We start from the raw sequence: 19,837 nt of genomic DNA, 5'->3' as shown, positions 1-19,837 counted from the left end.
GCCGGCAGGCGGGCGCGGGCCGGCATAGGCGAGGCTGTCACTGCTCTCGGCAACGCACGCGCCCTGCATCTCGCACGGATCCCATTTCTGACCGGCAGGCGGACGCGGGCCAGCATAGGCAAGACTCGAGGTGGCCGTTACCCCATTGCGCAGCTCATGCCCCGTGGAGGCAGAAGCCAGCGAGACCAGACCAAAGACAGCGCCTGAAAAGGCAAGTGCCGAAAAAGTTTTTGCAGCGTGAATGCGAATAGACATGAGAAGAATCCATTTACATGCGAAAGCTTTATTGCTTGATCAATGTATGGACTCATTTTATTGACAAGTCTCGACCAGTTATGGAATGCCTCCAAGGTAGAGTTATATCAAACAAGAATAATTTGTATTTATCTCTACTTATCTTGTATTTATGTTATCTTTTTATTTACGATATAGCGACAAGATTCCGGAAAGGGGTAATCTCTTACAATGGGTTATATTCCCATCAATCCCGGTTACTTCCTTTTTTTGGATGTGAACTAAGTCGCTATTTGAGCCCGCGCCCACTTACGACGCATCCCTGACCGGCCCCCGCTTGGACCGGGCTCCAGACACAGCCGGTGACCCATTATATGGATCACAACGATTTTGGTTTGAATTAACGTGACAAACCCTTAAAGATCACACGGACTTTGGGATTTCTTGTGTGACAACAGCGATTCCTCTGCAGACCCGGCCCCCCGGCTTTCTCGACTAAGGTCTTCTCATATGAGTAACGTTACCTCGTCCAACCCAGTAGAAACGAAGCTTCCGCTGGTTGGAAAAATGATGCTTGCTGCGATTCTCGCGGCAGTCGCAGGATTGATGTTCGGTCTCGATATCGGCGTCATCTCCGGTGCCCTTGGCTTTATTGCCAAGGAATTTCAGGCCAGTGATACCGCTCAGGAGTGGATCGTTTCTTCCATGATGTTCGGCGCGGCCCTTGGGGCACTCATTGCCGGGCGTCTTTCCTATAGCCTCGGCCGCAAGAAGGCGCTTGTCTTCAGTGCTGCCCTTTTCGTGATTGGCGCCATCTGCTGTGTCGTGGCCCATTCGGTCACTCTGCTGATTGTCGCGCGTGCGATTCTCGGGCTCGCCATTGGTATCGCCAGCTTCGTGGCGCCGCTTTACATTTCGGAAGTGGCTGACGAACAGCATCGCGGCAGCCTGATTTCGGTGTATCAGCTCATGATCACCATCGGAATTTTGCTCGCCTTCATCTCGGACGCCATGTTCGCCTATTCGGGGTCATGGCGCTGGATGCTTGGTATCGTCGCCGTTCCGGGTGCCGTGTTCCTTGTGGGCTCGCTTTTCCTACCCGACAGCCCGCGCTGGCTGATGCTGCGTGGCCGTCATGCCGAGGCGCTCGAAACACTGGCCTCGCTGCGCGCCTCGCGTGCCGAAGCAGAGAGCGAAATCCGTGATATCCAGGAAGGCCTGCAACAGAAGCAGCGCGGCTTTTCGATGTTCCTCGAAAACCCGAACTTCCGTCGCTCTGTCATGCTCGGCATTGGCCTGCAGATCGTCCAGCAGCTCACCGGCATCAATATCGTCATGTATTACGCCCCGCGTATCTTCGAAGTTGCAGGCTTCGGTCAGGACGGGCAGATGTGGGGCACGGCCATCGTCGGTCTGGTCAACATGCTGGCCACTTTCATCGCCATCGGTTTCGTCGATCGCTGGGGTCGTCGCCCGATGCTCGTCGCCGGCTTCGTCATCATGGCCATTGGCATGGGTGCGCTCGCAATCCTTCTTTCCTTCGGTCAGGATTCGAGCACGATGATGCATTACCTCTCGGTCGGGGTTCTGCTGCTCTTCATCACGGGCTTCGCTTTCTCCGCCGGCCCGCTCATCTGGGTGCTTTGCGCCGAGGTGCAGCCGCTTCAGGGTCGTGATTTCGGCATTGCCTGCTCGACCTTCACCAACTGGATTGCGAACATGGTCGTAGGCGCCACGTTCCTGACGCTGCTTGGCACACTGGGCGCCTCGCACACCTTCTGGCTGTATGCTGCGCTCAATGCAGTGTTCATTCTCGTTACTCTTGCCTTCGTGCCTGAGACACGCGGCGTGTCGCTGGAGTCTCTCGAGCACAAGCTCAACAAGGGTATCCGCCTGCGCGATATCGGTCGCTGAAACACACTCGACGTGTGACGCACAGGTCATGGGCTCCGCAGTCTCTGCGGGGCCCTTTTTTCTTGGCTTGACGCGGCAGGGACAAATCCCCATTCCCTGAACATCATGCGTATTGCTGCCATCCTCCTCGCCGCCGGTTCCGGTCGCCGCTTCGCTGATGCCAGCGCCGCGCCGGCCACCGGCCTGTCTGCCATGCCAAAGCAGTACCTGCTGCTTGGTGGCAAAACCGTCATTCGCCACGCGGCCGAAGCGCTGCGCGACCACGTGACCCTTATCCAGCCGGTCGGTGATGACCCGCTGCTGCTGCAGGCCCTCGACGGGATCGAAACACTGCCGCCTGTCGCAGGTGGGCGTGAGCGTCAGGACAGCGTGCGCGCCGGGCTTGAAACCCTTGCCCGCCTGCCTGAGCCGCCCGATCTCGTTCTGGTCCATGATGGCGCACGCCCCTACGTGCCAGCCGAGGTGGTACGGAGCGTGCTCAAGGCTCTGGAAAAGCATCCGGGCGCCATACCAGCGGTTGCCGTGGCGGATACGCTCAAGCGCGGTCGCGACGGCCTGGTCGACACAACCGTTTGCCGCGACTCCCTGTGGCGTGCCCAGACGCCGCAAGGCTTCCATTTCCCGCTTCTGCTCGACCTGCACCGCACGCATCAGGGGCCTGTCACCGATGACGCCGCCCTGCTCGAAGCCGCGGGTCATCCGGTCGCCCTCGTTCAGGGCGCTGAAGATAATATCAAACTGACCCTACCGGAGGATCTCGTGCGTCTCGAAAGACTGCTCGGCTCGACCCCACTCCCGCGCACGGGGCTGGGCTATGACGTTCATGCCTTCGAGGCCGGCCGTCCGCTGATCCTCTGCGGTATCACCATCCCCCATGATCGCGGGCTGGCGGGCCATTCCGACGCCGATGTCGGTATCCACACCCTGTGCGACGCCATTTACGGTGCGCTCGCCGAGGGGGATATCGGCCGCCATTTCCCACCCACGGATAATGAGTGGAAGGATATGGACTCCGCGCGTTTCCTGATCCACGCAGGCGAGCGTATTCGCCAGCGCGGCGGCATGCTGATCAATGCCGATGTAACGCTCATCTGCGAGCGTCCCAAGATCGGCCCTCACGCTCAGGCCATGCGCGAACGCCTTGCTTCGCTGCTTCAGGTCGATGTTGGCCGCATCTCGGTCAAGGCAACCACCTCCGAGCGCCTTGGCTTCACGGGCCGCGAAGAGGGCATTGCCGCCACGGCCGTCGCCACAGTACTCGTTCCCTGAGCGAAATACAGAGCGTATAAAAGCAGAAAGCCCGGCCATCGCGCCGGGCTTTTTCGTTGCTGTGCAGCAAGGGCGGCAAGAGCTGCGCCGTTGGACGGCTCATACCGTGCGATCTTGCCTCCCGGCGAAGGCCGGATGAGCGAAACTCAGCCTTTGATGGCGCAGATCACAACAATGACCGGGGTTGCTGCAAGGAGCAGCCAGACATTCTGGACGCAACGTGCCACGAAATGGGCAGAGCGCACCTTGAACGGAATACGACGGATGAGATTTGCAGCAGCTGCGTTCTCATCCAGTACGGCCTGAATACGAGAAGACATACCTGATCCTTGCACGAATTCTTCTGATTACCTGACAACCCTCTAATAAATCGCGAAAAGCGGGTCGAGTAACCAATGGTCACCGAGTGTGATGACCACTAAAGGCAAGGGTTAAAGGCCGATCATGGCAAAATCATGCCTGATTCGTCTCAGCTCCGTAAGAAAGCTCCAGATACCGTAACGCAATTTCCACATCTGCCGCGTTGCGATCAATCTCCTGTATCAGCGCATCATCCTCGCCCCATTGCGCCATCTGGTGCCGCTCCTCGACACTGGCCATCAGCCGTGCCGAAGCAGCGTCCACCCATCCCTCGACCAGGCCAATCGCCAGAATCAGGCTTCCCGTTGCAGGTGCGCAGATTGCGGCACAAGTCAGGGCTGCGTCATCCATACGCTCAAGGGCGGCCCCGTAGGCCTTTTGAAGCTCAGGCGCGATGGAGAGCGGCAGAAGACTGCGCGTGACCTGAGGCAAAACACCATGCCTGCTGCCAAACAGGGCCAGAACCGGATCAAACAGAGCGTCCTGCTCCCGGCCAAGAGACCCGACAGCCCGGTAACAAAGCAGATCGTTTTCACCATAGGCGCTAAGGCCACCAATGATCTGCTCGCGGTCAGGCCGGACACGCTCGATTTCCGTACCAGCCATCTGCGTCATGGGCAGATCTGCGGTCCGAAAGGCCTCTCCTTCGGGGATGGCCCGCCACTCGGCAGCAATAGCATCAGCCAGCCTTGCAGAGGATGTGGTCAGCATATTTCCGCCGGGCAGTCTGAAAGGGCGGCCGTCGAGCATGACAGCGAACTGCCCGTCCGGACCATACGCTGCGACCTCAACTGCCTTCCAGAAACGTTTGATCGTTTGGCTCAATGCAATATCCCCAAATCATGCAGCAATTCAGAGGCCTGCGAATGCTTCTTGCGCTCAGGTGCTGCTTCACCTGACATATTCTCACGCGCGGCGGAGAGGATGTCGGGACAGGTATCGGGCTGGCTGCCGCCAATTGTCAGCTGGAAACGCCCCCCTTCGGTTGCCTCCTGGCTTGCCTTGGGTGCATCGAGCGTTCCCTTGACCAGCACCGGGGTTGAAGCCCCCGTGCCGCCAAAGCCGATACGCGGCACCAGATGCAAATCGAGCATTGCGTCAGCGAGACCGTAAACACCGTGGCCAGACAGGGTAAGCGCACCAGCCTCCATACCGATCGTATCGAGCTGGGCCTGCCCTCCCTCGAACCGGGCGCGAAGCCCAAGGCAGCGCACCGGCAGTTCACGATGCGAAAGCAGCGAGCGCGCCGCATCGCCCAGATAGGCCCCAAGCCTGCTGGTATCGATCGTGCCACCCACCATGGAAAGGCCCAGATGCCCCTGCAGGGTGTCGCGCATCGCTGCGCGTGTCTCGCCCCTTGCATCGAGCTCGCCCACCAGCATCAACGGCCCATGAAAAAGGTCCGGCATTGACAGCAGGGTCTGCGCCAGCGTGGCCGGGAAGAGTACCGGAGAGAAAACAACACGGACAGAGGCAGGCGACACACTCCGGTCGTAAATGGCACGCCCGGCAAGCGTCATGCCATTGCCTGCCCCCTTGATCGACTCGATGGCCAGCCTTGCGTTGTTCAAGGCAATATGCCCGGAGACATCGCTGTAATCCTCACCATTGAAGCGCAGTTTTGCGGTAGAAACAGCAATCGATGCCTGCCCGCGGTCAATGAAGCGCTGCAAGCCGGTCGTGCTGTCGGTATCGCCCACATTGCTGGTGGATGCGGCTGTCTCAGCCGCAGTCTGCGGCGCTGCAGCACCGTTGCCGGCTGCCCCGATCAGACCCGCAATTGGCGTCTGTGCAGGCGAGGTCGCTGTGGACGCGGGAGACGAATTTTCCGAGGCTCCTGGGCCGGCTGGCACAGGGGCTTGCGCTGCTGTTCCGGCTCCCTCATCGCGTCGACCCAGCCACAGCCCCTTGAGGGCATCGAGATCAAGCGCTGAAAACTGGAGTCTCCCGTCGATGGCAGATGGCAGGGGCGCCTTCATCGAGGCATCCATCACACCCGTCGCCTCATGGCTCGTGAGGCTCAGCCCCTTGATCTGAATGGATCCGGACGTGTCGCGCTGCACCTCCCCCTTGAACGTTACATCGTGCAATGCCGCCTGCATGACATTGAGCGTGCGTGCCTGCCCTTCCAGAGCAAGCGTGGAGTCATCCGCGCCGATCTGACCGGAAAGATGGGCCGTAAGCCCGGAACCAGTCCCGATCTTGGATACATCCCGCAGATCCACCGCCACCGGGAGCGGCGTTGCAAGTCCGGACTGCCAGGCCGAACCAGCCTGCGCCAGGGTTCCAAAACGTCCCTCCAGGGCGACGCCCGGTGCCAGTTCGCTGATCAGCGCACCATTGACGACGCCACTCACCGTCAGGGCCGAGGAGAGCGTATCGGCATCGGCATGAACCGCGCTGGAAGTTAGCCCATGCCATGACGGGATGGAATCGGCATGCAGATGCACATGGTTCACACCCAGCCGCGAGAGATCGAGCCCGCTGTCTTCGGCTTGTGGATCGGAATCGAACACCCCGATCTCGCCTCCGAGCCCTTTCACATCGGGCAGATTGGCATTCGGGAAGAGGGATTCGACATCCTTGAGTGAGGCCAGTTCACCGCGCAATACGCCCGAAAAACCGTGGAGATGGCGCATATCAGTGATCTGACCATCGAAATTCAGCCAGTCCTGCTGTTTGCCGTCCCTGCCCAATGTCGCACCCAGACTGACCGCCCAGGGAGGGTTACCCCCCTGAAACAGCGAGAGCGGGCCGATATGGCCATTGATGCGAAACGGGACATCCCCGCGACGCCCATGAACATCGAGATAGGGAGCCGAGGAAGAAAGACCGTCGAATTCGGCGCGCTCTACAATCACAGCACCGCTGTGGTGACCCTGTCTGTCATCGAGAGAGATCGCCATATTGTCTAGTTTGGCAGAGCCGATCTGCAGCTTCCATCGGGCTTGCGGGTGAGACACGTGTCCCGACGGGGAACCGGTTTTGCTCGTCAGTGGGTGGAAGACCCAGTTTGCCTGCCCGGATTCGTTGCGATGCAGTATTGCCGCACCGCGCATCACCGTCAGGTTTTCGAGACGGATCTCGCGCCAAAGCAACGGAATGAGCGCGACCGACGCGCGGATGTCGCGTGCACGCAGCATCGGCGTCACGCCATCGCCCCCCTCGTCAGACAGCGTTACCTGATAAGCACTGAAGGAAGGCCAGGGCAGCACGCCAACCGAGAAACGCGCCATTGCGAGATCACGGCCGGTCTGTCGCTTGACCGCGGCAATCACATCCTCCTTCAGCGATGAGCGATCGGTCAGGATATGGGCCGTCACGGCCAGGCCTGCCGCCAGCACCAGGATGACGATGAGCGCCGCAGTCAGACGTTTCATTTGACTAGTTCCTTGGTCATTTCCTGCCGGTCTTGCCCCCGATCCGTTCGGGGCGCGGCGTCTCACCGGCGGTAAAGCCGAGATCCTTGAATGTGTCACGCATATGGGGCGGCAATGGGGCCGCTACGCGCAGGCGCCCACCGGCAGGATGCGGAAACTCCAGCGCACGCGCATGAAGATGCAACCTGTCGATAAAACCCTCCATATGCGCGGCCTTGCCACCATATTTCGGGTCGCCAAGAATAGGCGTGCCGAGGGTTTCGCAATGCACACGCAACTGATGGGTGCGGCCTGTGAGGGGCTTGAGCGCAAGCCATGAAAGGCGTTTGCCCGCCGCATCGACCACCTCATAATCGGTCTTGGCCACCACAGCGTCTTCGTCATCACGCGTAGCGGCAATCATGAGGGCGCCGTTACCGGCCCCAAGCTTCGCGAGCGGCTGATCGATCACACCTGAGCCGGGCATGGGGCGCCCGACGACTATTGCCCAGTAGGTCTTGTCCACATCGCGCCCGCGAAAGGCTGCGGCCAGCTTGGCGGCAACACCCGGTGTCCGGGCAACCAGCAACAGGCCGGACGTGTCGCGGTCGATGCGATGCACGAGGCGCGGCCGGTCGGGCAGATCGCCACGCAGGCCATCGAGCATCATGTCGATATGCTTGGTGATGCCGGGTCCGCCCTGCGTGGGCAGGCCGGATGGCTTGTCGAGCACGATCACCTGATCGTCACGATAGACCACCATGCGCTCGATCTCGCGGGCAAGCTGCGGGTCGAGCGGGGCGGGGCGGTTGGGCTGCGCCGCCATTGGAGCAGGCAGAGGCGGTATGCGCAGGCTCTGGCCGGGGACAAGACGGCTTGCACCAGTCACGCGCTTGCCATCGAGACGCACCTGCCCTGTGCGACACAGCTTTTGCAGCGCCCCCTGGGTGAGGTCGGGATAATGGCGGCGGAACCAGCGATCGAGGCGCATATGGGCCTCATCTTCACTGACAATACGGGTCGTAACACTCATGGGCGACGGCTTGCCCGTATTGCGGCCTGCCTGTCCAGATTTTTTCTGATTTCGCTTTCCCGACCACGATCGGTGGGCTGATAGAGTGACACGCGCGCCATTTCATCGGGGAAGTAGTTCTGACCCGAAAATCCTTCCTCCGTATCATGGTCATATTCATAGCCCTTGCCGTAGCCGATCGACTGCATCAGCTTGGTAGGGGCGTTGCGTATATGGTGTGGCGGTCCGAGGCTGCCCGTTTCGCGGGCCAATTTGCGGGCCTGGTTATAAGCACGATAGACGGCGTTCGATTTTGGTGCCGTAGCCAGATGCACGACCAGTTGCGCTAAAGCCAGTTCGCCCTCGGGGCTGCCGAGACGCTCATATGTTTCCCACGCTGCCACGGCCAGCGGAAGCGCTGTGGGATCAGCCATGCCCACATCCTCTGCGGCAAAGCGCGTCAGGCGGCGGGCGATATAGCGAGGGTCTTCTCCGCCTTCGAGCATCCGGGCAAACCAGTAGAGGCCCGCATCGGGGTCTGATCCGCGCAGCGATTTATGCAGCGCCGAAATCAGGTTGTAATGTTCCTCGCGATCCTTGTCGTAAAGCACCGCCCGACGGGCCACCACACCGGCCAGCCCCGCCGTATCAAGCAGCTCCCCGGCCGGCAGAGCCTGTATCTGTTCGACCAGATTAAGCAGATAGCGCCCATCGCCATCTGCCATGGCACGCAAGGCAGCACGTGCCTCTGCGGTGAGTGGCAGCGCTGTGTCGGACAGGGCTTCGGCACGCTGGAGCAGCTTCTCGAGCCCGTTATCGTCCAGCCGGTTGAGCACCATCACCTGACAGCGCGACAGAAGCGCGCCGTTGAGGGCGAATGACGGATTTTCCGTTGTCGCACCGATCAGAATGACGGTCCCACGCTCGACATAAGGCAAAAAGCCATCCTGCTGGGCGCGGTTGAAGCGATGGATCTCGTCAACGAAGAGTAACGTCCCTCGCCCTGTCTCCTGCTGGAAGCGCGAGGCGGTTTCGAAAGCCTTCTTGAGATCAGCCACGCCCGAGAAAACGGCTGATATCTGCTCGAATCTGAGCTTGGCCTCACGGGCAAGCAGCCGCGCAATCGTGGTCTTGCCGCATCCCGGTCCGCCCCACAGGATGAGGCTTGGCAGCGTGTTGCGGCTAAGCATCTGGCTGATCAGCCCTTTTGGGCCGAGAAGATGATCCTGACCAACGACTTCCGCCAGTGTGGAGGGGCGCAGCCTGTCCGCCAGCGGCTGCGTCTGTCGCGACGTCGGCGTGGACGCGGTGCCCGTTTGCGATGCAGGGGGCATCATCGGAGCAGAATGTACCGCAGGGCGCCCGTAGCGCGCGGCTTCCTTGCGAGGGGAAGGCGTGCCGAACAGATCTGCATTTCCATCATCTTGCATCGCGCTGGCCTCTTCCTTCCTGCAATCCTGCTCTATTCGACTTACCACGTATCTCATCGCGTCACCGCCAGCCTAAGCAGGAACGTGCACATGCGGACGAACGTCGCACAGAACAGATGCTTCAGATCCATCATGCGTCGGAACGATTACGGGCTATTCTCTACGCAAGGCCAATCACCGGGGCAAATATACCCTTCGTCAGACCGGTACAGGGTGCCCTATTTGGCGAGTTGACGCATGACGCCGGGTAAAAGCATGGCGAATGGATTGATCGACAGATCCGGATTTCCCGCCGTCCCCTTGACCGTAAAGGTCGCGGCAAGAAAGCCACCCCCTTTTTCCGGCGAGAACAACTTGCCCACATTCGGCAGCCGCCCCGGTGCCGCGTTCAGGCCAAAGATAGGCACGACTGTCCCGCGCAGATCGAGCCCGCCCTTGTCGAGATCGATCTTGCCTTCCAGCGTGGCCCCGAGCGCCGGGTTGCCAAGATGCCCCTCATGAATGGTCATGACGTCATCCCGCACTCTGATCGGCAGATGAAGATGCTGAACCTCAAACCGGTCATGGCTGGCCTGGGACCAGTTGAAGACAGAAAGATGGGTAGCCACTGTCAGTGCCGCTGGTGGCTGCCTGAACGCGAAGGGTGAGACAGAAATCATCCCTTTGAAAGGCGGAACGCGCCCCGTATCGCCGTCTCCTACCTGACCGGAAATCTGCGCACGCCCGCCCTCAAGACGATCCGTCATACCGGTTTCGTTCAGAAGCCGACCGAGATTATCAATACGGAGCATGAGCTGACGCCCGGCCTCATGCGGGGCAAGATCGAACGCCACGCCAACGGGCCTGACCGCTGTGAACCGGGCACGGTCCAGCCGATCATGGCGATGCTCCAGATGCGCGGTCACACCCCCCAGAAATTTCTGCGCGTTGTAGAACAGGCGGTCGGTTGCAATATCGACAGTCCAGTCCTGACCTGCTGGCGCCGTACTTTTGCCTGACGCGCTCTCGGCAGGACCGCTCGATGCGCTGCCGGTCACCGCACTGCCGCCCTGCTCCTCCCCGGGCTTTGCATCGTCGCGGTGCAGCAGGGTCGCGATATCGAGGTCCTGCGCATGAATACGCACGGCAATCGCTGCATTGGCCTGTGTCGGCAGCTCGATCACTGCATCCCCGTTGGAGCGGCCAATCATGAATCCGTTCAGATTAATGGCCTGGACCTGCCCCTCGACCAGTCGGCTGTCGCCCTCGACATGCAGGTCTGGCCCCTCGGCGCTGATGCGATCGAGTGCAACCATTTTGCCATCGCGCAGGCCGATATGGGCGGAAGCTGTTGTCGCGATACCGGCCGCTTTGCTCCAGACGGGAATCGTCAGGGCTGCCTGGGTGAGATCAAGTGCAAGATCCAGATTGGCATGACCATCGAATGCCGCATGATAGTCAGAGACGAGCTGCGCCGTACCCTTAAACAGGCCGTTATTGGCGATATGCGCCTTGTTCAGAGCCTGTTCATCGAAAACCGATACGGCATGAACAGTCTCGCGCAGCCCGCCTGACCGGCTCAGGAAATTCTCGTTCAGCGTGGCATCGGTCGGCACACCGTCGAGCAGACCGTGCCCCTGAAGCGCGAGCTTCTTTTCAGTCGCTTCCAGATTGCCCGACGCCTCGGTCAGTTGCCGCCCCAGAACAACATTGCCAAGGGTGACGTGGTCAAACCGCGCCCGTGCGTTGACGTGGATCTGGTCATTCTCGATATGCGACGAAAGCGGCAGCGTGATGGTTTCGCTCACTTTCACTGCACCTGCTGGATGCGTAAACGGCAGTGGATGCCGCGAGAGCAGATGCAGCCTTGGATGGGCAAGCAGGGTGGCACAGTCGCCCAGATTGCAGGAGAGATCGAGTGCAATCGTGCCGGTCTGATCATGGGCAAAAAGATCGCTGATCAACATCGAGCCACCATCGAGATGGATGAGACCGGCATGGGCCGCATCGGATGCGGGCTGGGTGCCATGCAGAAAGTCGATGCGAAGGACATCCGGGGCAGCAAAGCTGAAACGCGCGGCGACATCACGTGCGGGCGGCACGGGCCGAAGCCAGTTCACAGTCGCATGCTCGATGGTCAGGGACGCGTCGGTCTTGCGGGGGCGTAGCTGGTCCCAGCCCGCGTCACTGCCGAGAATGGCATCAAGATGCAGTGAGTCTGTCGTACCGGCGCTCAGATTATTGGTGACCCAGCGGCGCGCGCCCTTCATCAGGAAGCGTGGCCAGATGGAACCCAGATGGGGGACATCGAGCGGTGTCGCCGTAAGGGAAACTCCCCCCGAAATCCGCCGGGCAGAGCGAAGCGAGTCTGCCTCAAGATGGCCATGCGCCTGGAATGTGTCGGTTCTGCCTGTATCATCAACAAGCGCGATAGCGGCATCGCTCCGGTCGACGACGAGACGCCCCTCAGGCAGGGCGATATGGGCGGAGACATGACCCGACTCCACGTTCAGAGGGTCGCCTCCTGACTGATCGATTTTGCCCTTGCCGAGAGAGAGGGCAACCTGCCCTTGCGTGACCGGGATACCTTGTAGCGGCCCATCGCCAGCAGGGTGCCGCTTGCCAGTGCTGCCCCTGACCAGAAAAAAGGCCTGCAATCCGACCGGCACATGCCAGTCACCGGCATAGGGAACGAAACCGCGCAGAATGTCAGGCGTGAAAGGGGGGACCGTCACGCGCCAGGAAAGATCCCCCGCCACCGATGTACTGACGGCGAATGAACTGGCTGCGCTGAAGCCGATCGGCGGTTCATGACCCTGGCTCACCTTGCCTTCGACCAACCCGGTCCACGCATAATCGGCTGTCCGTGGATCGTGATGCAGCACGATATGGTTCAAGAAAAGCGTAGCATCAGCGCGATCGGCATAGGCTCCAACACCATTGGCTGACAGCGCATGGCGGAGTTGCACCGTCACAGCGTTCAGGTCGAGTGCCGCCAGATGATCGAGTGAAAGTGGATTAGCGGCGTTTTTGCGATGTCTCGCATCGGGCCAGTCCAAATCGATCGACCCGTCTTCTTGACGATCGAAGATGATCCGTCCCGATTGTGCAGCAAGACGTGTGGGCTCGACACGCCCGCGTAGCAAAGGCCCCATGCGCAGGGCCAGATCGACCTGCGACAACGCCAGCGTTGGGCTGCCGTCCTTGCGTAGAATACGCAGATCCTGCGCCTTGAGCACAAGTTCAGGATGAACATGACGCAGGCCAGGCTGCCAGCTCAGAAACAGACGCTCCCAGCTCAGCCTGCCGGCAGGACGCCCTGTCTCGTTGCTGGCCTGGATTGTGACCGGCGCAAAACGTGAGGCAATGGCTGTGACATCCAGCGGGCCAAGCGACAAACGCCACAGGAACGCCAGCCCAGCCACCGCAATGATGGTGACCGGCGTTACAACAATGAGCGTCGCGAGACGGAACGCCCGCCAGGACGCACGATGGAAGGGGTCGTGCGGCACTATACCCGAAAAACGCTACAGTTCAGCGGCGGCTTCAGTCACCAGCGCCACATGCTCTGCTGGCTTGACCTTGCGCCAGAGGGCCCGGATGACACCTTCGGCATCGACCAGGAACGAGCTGCGTTCCATGCCGAAATAGGTCTTGCCATACATGGTTTTCTCAACCCACGTGCCGTACTCGTCGGCAAGCTTGTGGTCCGCATCGCTGACCAGCGTGAAATCCAGCCCGTATTTCCGGGCGAAGCGTTCAAGCTTTTCAACCGGATCGGGGCTGACCCCGATCACACGAAGACCAAGCGAACTGAGCGTCTGCTTTTGATCGCGCAGGTCGCAGGCCTGGGTCGTGCAACCGGGTGTATCGGCCTTCGGATAGAAATACAGCAGATAAGGCTGCCCATTCAGGGCTTCGCTTTCGACAACCTGACCAGTTGCATCAGGCAAGGAGAAAGCGGGGGCCCTGTCACCAATGGAGACCATAATGGATGCTTAGCCTTTGAACTCAGTATGCCGGATAGGCGGGGTAAGACGGATAAACTGCAACCGGCGGCGGGTAAACCACCCGCGGAGGCGGCTGATACACAACCGGCGGCGGGGGCGGCGCATAGACCACCGGGGGTGGCGGCGGTGCCACATAGGGCCGTGCAATCGCGCCGATTACGGCACCACCAACAAGACCGCCAACGAGGCCGCCAACGAAGGCATTACCGCCGCGATGCCAGCCGCGATCACCGCGCCAGCCGCCGCCATGCCAGCCACCGCCGCCGTGCCAGCCGGGTCCGCCCCAGCCTGGGCCGGGATGAGCCTGTACCATTGGAGCGCCTCCCATGAGGCCGATCAGGGGCAGAGCCGCAAGGCCAATTTTCAGGATATGACGCATGAAGAAACCTCCTCGTCAGATCGGCCTGAAACGGGTGGCCGATCCGATATCCAGTTCATACCATCCATATGGTGTCGATTTTGGGACCAAACAGGACCAAAACCGGGCTAGAATGTAACATAATCGCTCAGACGCGTTGATGGATCCCATGGCGGCCATGGCCGTAACAAAAAAGGGGCATGCCGACGAAGCTGCCCCTTTTTTGCGCGGTATCTGAAGTGTGGAAAGGCGAATGACCGACCCACCCTTGTATCGCCATACCTCTTGATCCGGTGAGGTCCCCCAGAATGCCGGATTTCTGAAACCCAGCGGCATCTTGGAGCACGCAGGCAGGTCGTCCCGCAACAAGAGGTACAGCTCGCTCCCCCTACTGATGATCAACCTGTATGGGTTTGGCCTCATGGAAGCCTTCCGGCTCCCTGAAGATTTCTGGCCCTTGGGCAGTCATCGCGTAGGAAAGCGCCTTGATCACCTCCAGACCGTTATGGCTCGCGGATAACAGGACGCCGTTGTCATCGTAGCAGAAATCGCCGACCTGACCGTCTGTGTCCGTGGTGGTCCAGTGTGTGCATCCCTGCCCCGCGACACGATCCTGCGTCCCGCGTTGCCAGCGACCGGCGGCCGGGGTGCCGGGCGGGGCGAACTGCGCATCCGGTGCACCAGAGACCGTGTAGGTTTTCGTACGCGTATCGATCACTGAAAGACGATGCGCCTTGTAATCCGTCAGCATGATGAGCCCGGTCGTCTCCATATCGAGACGCTGCTGCCAATGGGCAGCGTTCCAGCGCATGCGCTGGCGATAGGCCTGACCATCGGGCCCCTTGGCTTCGTAGGTGACGTCCACATCGACGCGAGGTGTAACATAAGGCGTTGCCTGTACGTCTTCAGCGTACGCCATGCCGGAATGGCAGGTCAGACCAAGCGCACCGACAGAGAGGGTGGCCAGCGCCGCCCTGCGCAGCGCGGCGCGTGTACGATTATGCAGGCTGACCCTTAGCGATTGTTGGCTCATCTGGGCGCCGCGGAGCTCTGCGGGCCAGCGCCATGCGGAATGGGCATCTGCGCCGTGATCTGCTGATAATCGGCAGGCGGCTGGAACTGGGTATCGGCAACCGGGCCGTAAGTCACCTTCTGGGCTTCAAGCTTGCCATGCAGCCCGTCTGCATCCACGCCTTCCTCGCTCAGGATAACGCCGTCCTCGGTCACGCAGGCTGCCGCTTTGCCGTGGGTCGTCGTGATGGTCCACTTGTTGCAGACAAGCCCGGCCACCGTTGCGGTACCATCCGGCGCATATTGCATGGACATGTCGAGCATGAACGGGTTGCGCAGGCCATGCTTGGGGGCAAAACTCGTATAGACGCGCTGCTTATGCATGATCAGCGTCACGCGCTGGGCGGGACGATCGAGAATGGTCGAACCTGCATGGTCGGGCGAATCGATGCGAAGCTTGTCGCCCTCAGCCTTGAACTGCACGATAGCCTGTACCGGCTGGGGCATTTTCTCGGGCTGGACGGAATAGACCACCGTCACGTCACGCGCTGGCGAAAGCCGGGGGTGGGCGCCCGTGCTTTCCTGCGCCATCGCCGTGGCGGCACCGGCCGTCATTGACAGGGCCAGCGACAGTAACGCCGCATTTCTTACATCGAATACCGACATGGTGTTCCCTCCTTCATGCCTCAGCGAGCCTCTATACCATCGCGCAGACGGATGACTTCATCTCGAAGTCTGCCCAGTGAAACATCCTTGCTCCACGATGCCTCAATCCCGAGGGCATGGTCCAGTAGCAAGCGATAGGCGTGGTCTGGAACGGTCAGGCAGCCGAATGTTTCCAGATGCCGTGTGGGAAACTGGGTATCGAGCAGGGCGAAGCCCGCAAGGCGCAGTGCAGCGACAAGATGCACCAGCGCGATCTTGGACGCATCCGTGCAAAGCGAGAACATGCTCTCACCAAAGAAGGCCCCGCCGATCTGAACCCCGTAGAGCCCGCCAACCAACACATCGTCGCGCCATGTCTCGATGGAATGGGCATAACCGAGCTGGTGCAGCAGGGTATATCTGGCCTGGATACGACCGCTGATCCATGTCTCGTCACGGCCGGGGGTTTCAGCGCAAAGGCGAATGACATCATTGAAGCAGCGATCGGTCGTCACCGCGAATCTGCCCTGCAACGCTGTGCGCGCCAGACGGCGCGAAAGGTGGAACCGGGAGTCCAGCGGCAGAACGCCACGCTCATGCGGACGATGCCAGCTGATCTCGCTGGCATCGCGCCCGTCCGACATAGGAAAAATGCCGTTCCGGTACGCCTCGATCAGAAGCTCCGGTGTGATCGGATCCGTCATCCTCTGTCCCGTTTCGCAGTCTCACTACAGCTTAAGGCATAGTTGGCAGGCCTCATGTCACTAGCTCCCGGCAACTCTTCCGCAAGCCGGGATTTGTCATGGCCAGACAATGCAGCACCATGATAGGCGATCTGTCATCGCATCCTGCCGGGAGGTTCACCATGCCACTGACTTTCGTCTATCTCATCGGTATCGCGCTCAGCGCCGTGCTCGCGCTCGTGGCCCCACATTATCGCGGCCTTTGCTTCGTCATGACCGCCATCTTCTCATTGCAGATCGTTCCGGTCGGATTGCTGGAGACCTTCACTTCCCCGCGTGAGCGCTGACCTCACGCAAGGCACGAAAGCCCCGCTCTCGTCAGTCTGACCCGGGGGTGAGAAACGCGCCATGGCACGACGTGGCGCTCTCTCACCTTGGACCCGTCAGGCCGATGCGGCGTCAGCGCCTGTCTGGCGCATATGCTGGGCGGTATCGCGCACAATTGGGCCATGCTGACGCTCAAGGCGTCGGATGGTGAAATGCGCTCGGGCAAGCGCTCTGTAATGTGAGAGGAAAGCCGCGTTGAGCGACGCGCCGCAGAGCGCACCGGCAACCGGAACCATCTGCAGGGCAAACTTGCGCGAAAGCCCGATGCCGTAATGTGACGCGACCTCAGCAATGAGCAGGACAATCGGCTTGCCGCGCATCAGGGCACGGGCAGAGAAAAAGCCCAGTTCGCTCTCATCGGCATTCTGGCCCGCAAGAAATCCCTTCAGGGCAAACACTTCGAGGCAGGCGCGGCGGGTTTCGTCATCGCTCAGATCCTCACCTTCCTCACGGGCGATGCGGGCAATCTCGCGCATGATGGTGAGTGTGGTGAATCCGATATCGGGCATCAATCCGACCACGCCACCGAAACCGCCCAGCGCTCCTGAAACCGCAACTGCCGCCTGAGCCGCCGGGTCACGCCATTTCGGGGCCTTGGTCACCGATTCCTGCGTCATGCCGAGCACCGCAATATCGAAGGCACGGGCAATCGAGGCTTCAGCCAGACCCTGAAGCTTTGTCTGGATCGCCGGAGCCATGCCCAGCCCCTGCATGCCGATACGGGTCGCCTGACCCACAGCGCCACCCATCAGATCCGCAAGGCGCACGAGTACGCCGCGCCCATGTTCGACCTTGGCCAGAGCCGCCTGAAGCTGGGCGAGCGACTCGCTATCGAGGTTCATCGGGGCGATCTCACCGATTCCGGGGATCGTCGATCCGTTTGCTGTAGCCATGGGTCATGTTCTCCCTGCACTGGCGTTCGGGCCTCGGGCTCCTGCTTTCGCGGGTCGCCTGCACAGCCTGCGCCGAATTCGTTTCATGACGGGCAACGCCCGACGGGTGCGGCAGTCACCAATAATTGTGACAAAGCCTGTTTTTTTACGTCTTACAGGTTCATAGAAAAACGAAACAGACGCGCCCCTGTTAGCACCCTACAGAGGCAGGCAGGAGCACGGACATGCCCGGATCACTTTTCACCACCCCACTTACCCGCATTTTCACCGCGTTACTTTTCATGGCGCCATTCGGTACCGGCATGGCGGTGGCCGATCCGGCCTCGCAGCTCAAGGCGATGGAACACCCCCTCACCCCGGTTGAAAAAGTGGCCCTGCCCGATGGCGGTGCCCCGCCGCCGCCGCACGGCTATGTCGTGACCGAGGATTTCGACAACTCGCTGCGAGATTATTCGTACAAGGTCCGTGCCCATCCGGCACTGGGACTGCCGAATTCGGAGGCTCATCAGAGCACCCAGATCCCCAATGACGCCCCGTCACATTTCTCGTTTTTGGGCTGGCCGGTGAAATTCAATGCACCCGTGCGGCCGCCTTATACCAACGGGGTCTATCACAACTACGCCGGCTCACCCGGCAACGGTCAGACCGATGTCGTGGCCCAGTCCGATGCGGCAGGCACGGCAATGTGGCACAATAACCAGAGGTAAAGATCATGACCCATCCTGCTTCAGGCGATTGCGTATTCACGGTCAACCCGGCCACCGGAGAAACGCTGGGGCGCTACCCGTTTCTGTCGGAGCAGGCGGTCGATGACATGCTGGCCCGTGCCCAGGAGGGGTTTTTGTCATGGCGCGCCAAAACCCTGGGCGCACGGCTTGATCTGCTCCACCGTCTTGCGGCAGGGCTACGTGCGCGCAAGGAAGAACTGGCGCGCCTTGCCGTCAGTGAAATGGGCAAAACCATTACCTCAGCGCGTGCCGAAGTCGAAAAATGCGCCTCGGTTATCGACTGGTATGGCGAACACGCACCAGCCCTGCTGAGGGACAAACCCATGCCCGTACCGATGGGCAAGGCCCATCTGAGCTATGCGCCAACCGGCATTGTGCTGGCGGTCATGCCGTGGAACTTCCCGTACTGGCAGATCATTCGCGCTGCCGTGCCCATTCTGGCCGGAGGCAATAGTTTTATCGTCAAGCCCGCCGAAAACACGCTGGGCTGCGGCGCATTGCTGAACGAGATCGCGCAGGATTGCGATCTTGGCGATGTGTTCATCTCCGCCAATCTCGCTCGCGAGCAGACGGCACGTGTCATTGCCGATAAGCGGATTTCGGGCGTGACAGTTACGGGCAGTGTCAGGGTCGGGCGTCTCCTCGCTGGCATGGCCGGTGAGAACGGCAAGAAGACCGTTCTGGAACTGGGTGGGTCTGACCCGTTCATCGTGCTGGCTGATGCCGATCTGGACAAGGCCGTCGATGCCGCCGTGACGGCGCGCTTTGCAAATTGCGGGCAGGTCTGCATTGCCGCCAAGCGGATCATCCTCGAAGCGCCGATTGCCGAGGCCTTCACGGAACGTTTTCTCGAGAAGGTAAGAGCGCTTCGTCTCGAAGATCCTATGAGTGATGGCGCCTTTATTGGCCCGATGGCACGCACTGACCTGCGCGATGGCCTGCACAAGCAGGTGCAGCAGAGCATCGCGGAAGGTGCGCGGCTTGTGGTCGGCGGCGAGGCTGTGAACCGTCCCGGTGCGTGGTACGAGCCGACCGTGCTACTGGACGTCACCCCCGGCATGACCGCCTTCAGGGAAGAGCTTTTCGGGCCTGTCGCCTGCCTGATCACGGCACAGGATGTCGATCATGCCATTACGCTGGCCAATGACAGTGCCTATGGCCTTGGCGCGAGCCTGTGGACACAGGATGAGCGCCTTGGTCTCGCTCTGTCACAGCGCATCGAATCGGGTGGCGTATTCATCAATCGTATCACTGCCTCGGACCCCACTTTGCCGATCGGTGGCGTCAAGGCGAGTGGCTACGGGCGCGAATTGACCGAACTCGGCCTGCATGAGTTCATGAACATCAAGACGGTCTGGGCCTGCTGAACCAGTCAGTTTCTCTTTCTGGTCCTGACGCCATCGGCGCTCCTACGGCGCCTCCCCGGCCTCATTGACCGGGATCAGGACCGGAACCGGTAAGAACCCTCGCTCTCCCCCCGTTGCATCCGGCAATCCGAGCGCACGCATAACGACACGCCTCGTTCTTTCTCCCTCCAAGCACAGGGCGAATCAGTCTTACGAAAG

At 60.6% G+C, this 19,837-nt stretch carries 18 protein-coding genes; 5 read left to right on the top strand and 13 right to left on the bottom strand.

From position 1 onward, the window contains the following. The coding region (locus P792_RS0117805) for a hypothetical protein (RefSeq protein ID WP_031240038.1) at positions 1 to 255 on the bottom strand (255 nt) is incomplete at its 3' end. Positions 256 to 744: 489 nt separating this feature from the next. Here P792_RS0117805 and P792_RS23340 point away from each other — a divergent pair. Both P792_RS23340 and ispF read left to right on the top strand, forming a co-directional pair. Then, positions 745 to 2,148 (top strand): sugar porter family MFS transporter, encoded by a 1,404-nt coding sequence (locus P792_RS23340; protein WP_031240037.1) that lies wholly within the window; start codon positions 745 to 747, stop codon positions 2,146 to 2,148. A gap of 105 nt (positions 2,149 to 2,253) precedes the next feature. After that, a complete protein-coding gene (gene ispF, locus P792_RS23335; RefSeq protein WP_023977687.1) occupies positions 2,254 to 3,417 on the top strand; it encodes a 2-C-methyl-D-erythritol 2,4-cyclodiphosphate synthase in 1,164 nt (387 codons plus the stop codon). A gap of 146 nt (positions 3,418 to 3,563) precedes the next feature. On the opposite strand, the gene P792_RS37920 is transcribed toward ispF, so the two are convergent. The 11 genes from P792_RS37920 to aat form a co-directional block, all read right to left on the bottom strand. Continuing rightward, entirely contained in the window at positions 3,564 to 3,737 is a 174-nt protein-coding gene (locus tag P792_RS37920) for a hypothetical protein (protein WP_023977686.1), read from the bottom strand. A gap of 133 nt (positions 3,738 to 3,870) precedes the next feature. Then, on the bottom strand, positions 3,871 to 4,602 hold the full coding sequence (locus P792_RS23330; protein WP_023977685.1) for an ATP12 family chaperone protein: 732 nt from the start codon (positions 4,600 to 4,602) through the stop codon (positions 3,871 to 3,873). Beyond that, positions 4,599 to 7,157 (bottom strand): AsmA family protein, encoded by a 2,559-nt coding sequence (locus tag P792_RS23325; protein WP_023977684.1) that lies wholly within the window; start codon positions 7,155 to 7,157, stop codon positions 4,599 to 4,601. The genes P792_RS23330 and P792_RS23325 overlap by 4 nt, the downstream gene beginning before the upstream one ends. 16 nt (positions 7,158 to 7,173) lie before the next feature. After that, positions 7,174 to 8,169, bottom strand: a complete 996-nt coding sequence (locus P792_RS23320; RefSeq protein WP_023977683.1) for an RluA family pseudouridine synthase — start codon at positions 8,167 to 8,169, stop codon at positions 7,174 to 7,176. Next, entirely contained in the window at positions 8,166 to 9,578 is a 1,413-nt protein-coding gene (locus P792_RS23315) for a replication-associated recombination protein A (RefSeq protein WP_023977682.1), read from the bottom strand. Before P792_RS23315 ends, P792_RS23320 begins: the two co-directional genes overlap by 4 nt. Positions 9,579 to 9,796: 218 nt before the next feature. Next, on the bottom strand, positions 9,797 to 13,069 hold the full coding sequence (locus P792_RS23310; protein WP_023977681.1) for an AsmA-like C-terminal region-containing protein: 3,273 nt from the start codon (positions 13,067 to 13,069) through the stop codon (positions 9,797 to 9,799). A 15-nt stretch (positions 13,070 to 13,084) separates the two neighbouring features. Beyond that, positions 13,085 to 13,546, bottom strand: coding sequence for a thioredoxin-dependent thiol peroxidase (gene bcp, locus P792_RS23305; RefSeq protein WP_023977680.1), 462 nt, complete (start codon positions 13,544 to 13,546; stop codon positions 13,085 to 13,087). 22 nt (positions 13,547 to 13,568) lie between these two features. Next, on the bottom strand, positions 13,569 to 13,946 hold the full coding sequence (locus P792_RS23300; protein ID WP_023977679.1) for a hypothetical protein: 378 nt from the start codon (positions 13,944 to 13,946) through the stop codon (positions 13,569 to 13,571). A 367-nt stretch (positions 13,947 to 14,313) separates the two neighbouring features. Then, the gene (locus P792_RS23295) at positions 14,314 to 14,958 is read right to left on the bottom strand and encodes a hypothetical protein (protein ID WP_023977678.1); all 645 of its coding nucleotides are present in this window, start codon (positions 14,956 to 14,958) and stop codon (positions 14,314 to 14,316) included. Next, complete coding sequence (locus tag P792_RS23290; protein ID WP_023977677.1) at positions 14,955 to 15,602, bottom strand: hypothetical protein; 648 nt, start codon at positions 15,600 to 15,602, stop codon at positions 14,955 to 14,957. Before P792_RS23290 ends, P792_RS23295 begins: the two co-directional genes overlap by 4 nt. Before the next feature lie 20 nt (positions 15,603 to 15,622). Next, complete coding sequence (gene aat / locus P792_RS23285) at positions 15,623 to 16,285, bottom strand: leucyl/phenylalanyl-tRNA--protein transferase (protein WP_023977676.1); 663 nt, start codon at positions 16,283 to 16,285, stop codon at positions 15,623 to 15,625. Positions 16,286 to 16,446: 161 nt separating this feature from the next. On the opposite strand from aat, the gene P792_RS37290 reads away from it, so the two are divergent. Then, on the top strand, positions 16,447 to 16,611 hold the full coding sequence (locus P792_RS37290) for a hypothetical protein (RefSeq protein WP_155996798.1): 165 nt from the start codon (positions 16,447 to 16,449) through the stop codon (positions 16,609 to 16,611). Positions 16,612 to 16,707: 96 nt separating this feature from the next. Here P792_RS37290 and P792_RS23275 read toward each other — a convergent pair whose 3' ends face one another. Then, positions 16,708 to 17,544, bottom strand: coding sequence for an EcsC family protein (locus P792_RS23275; protein WP_023977674.1), 837 nt, complete (start codon positions 17,542 to 17,544; stop codon positions 16,708 to 16,710). Between the two features lie 224 nt (positions 17,545 to 17,768). Between P792_RS23275 and P792_RS0117800 the strand changes: the two genes are divergently transcribed. Together P792_RS0117800 and P792_RS23270 are read left to right on the top strand one after the other, a co-directional pair. Next, the gene (locus P792_RS0117800; protein WP_023977673.1) at positions 17,769 to 18,251 is read left to right on the top strand and encodes a hypothetical protein; all 483 of its coding nucleotides are present in this window, start codon (positions 17,769 to 17,771) and stop codon (positions 18,249 to 18,251) included. A gap of 5 nt (positions 18,252 to 18,256) precedes the next feature. After that, positions 18,257 to 19,639, top strand: a complete 1,383-nt coding sequence (locus tag P792_RS23270) for an NAD-dependent succinate-semialdehyde dehydrogenase (RefSeq protein WP_023977672.1) — start codon at positions 18,257 to 18,259, stop codon at positions 19,637 to 19,639. Positions 19,640 to 19,837 lie beyond the last annotated feature (198 nt).

The sequence above is a fragment of the Asaia sp. SF2.1 genome (assembly GCF_000505765.1).
Classification (GTDB): domain Bacteria; phylum Pseudomonadota; class Alphaproteobacteria; order Acetobacterales; family Acetobacteraceae; genus Asaia; species Asaia bogorensis.
The sequence above is the reverse complement of the archived record's forward strand: the minus strand, read 5'-3'. Positions and strand labels throughout refer to the sequence as shown.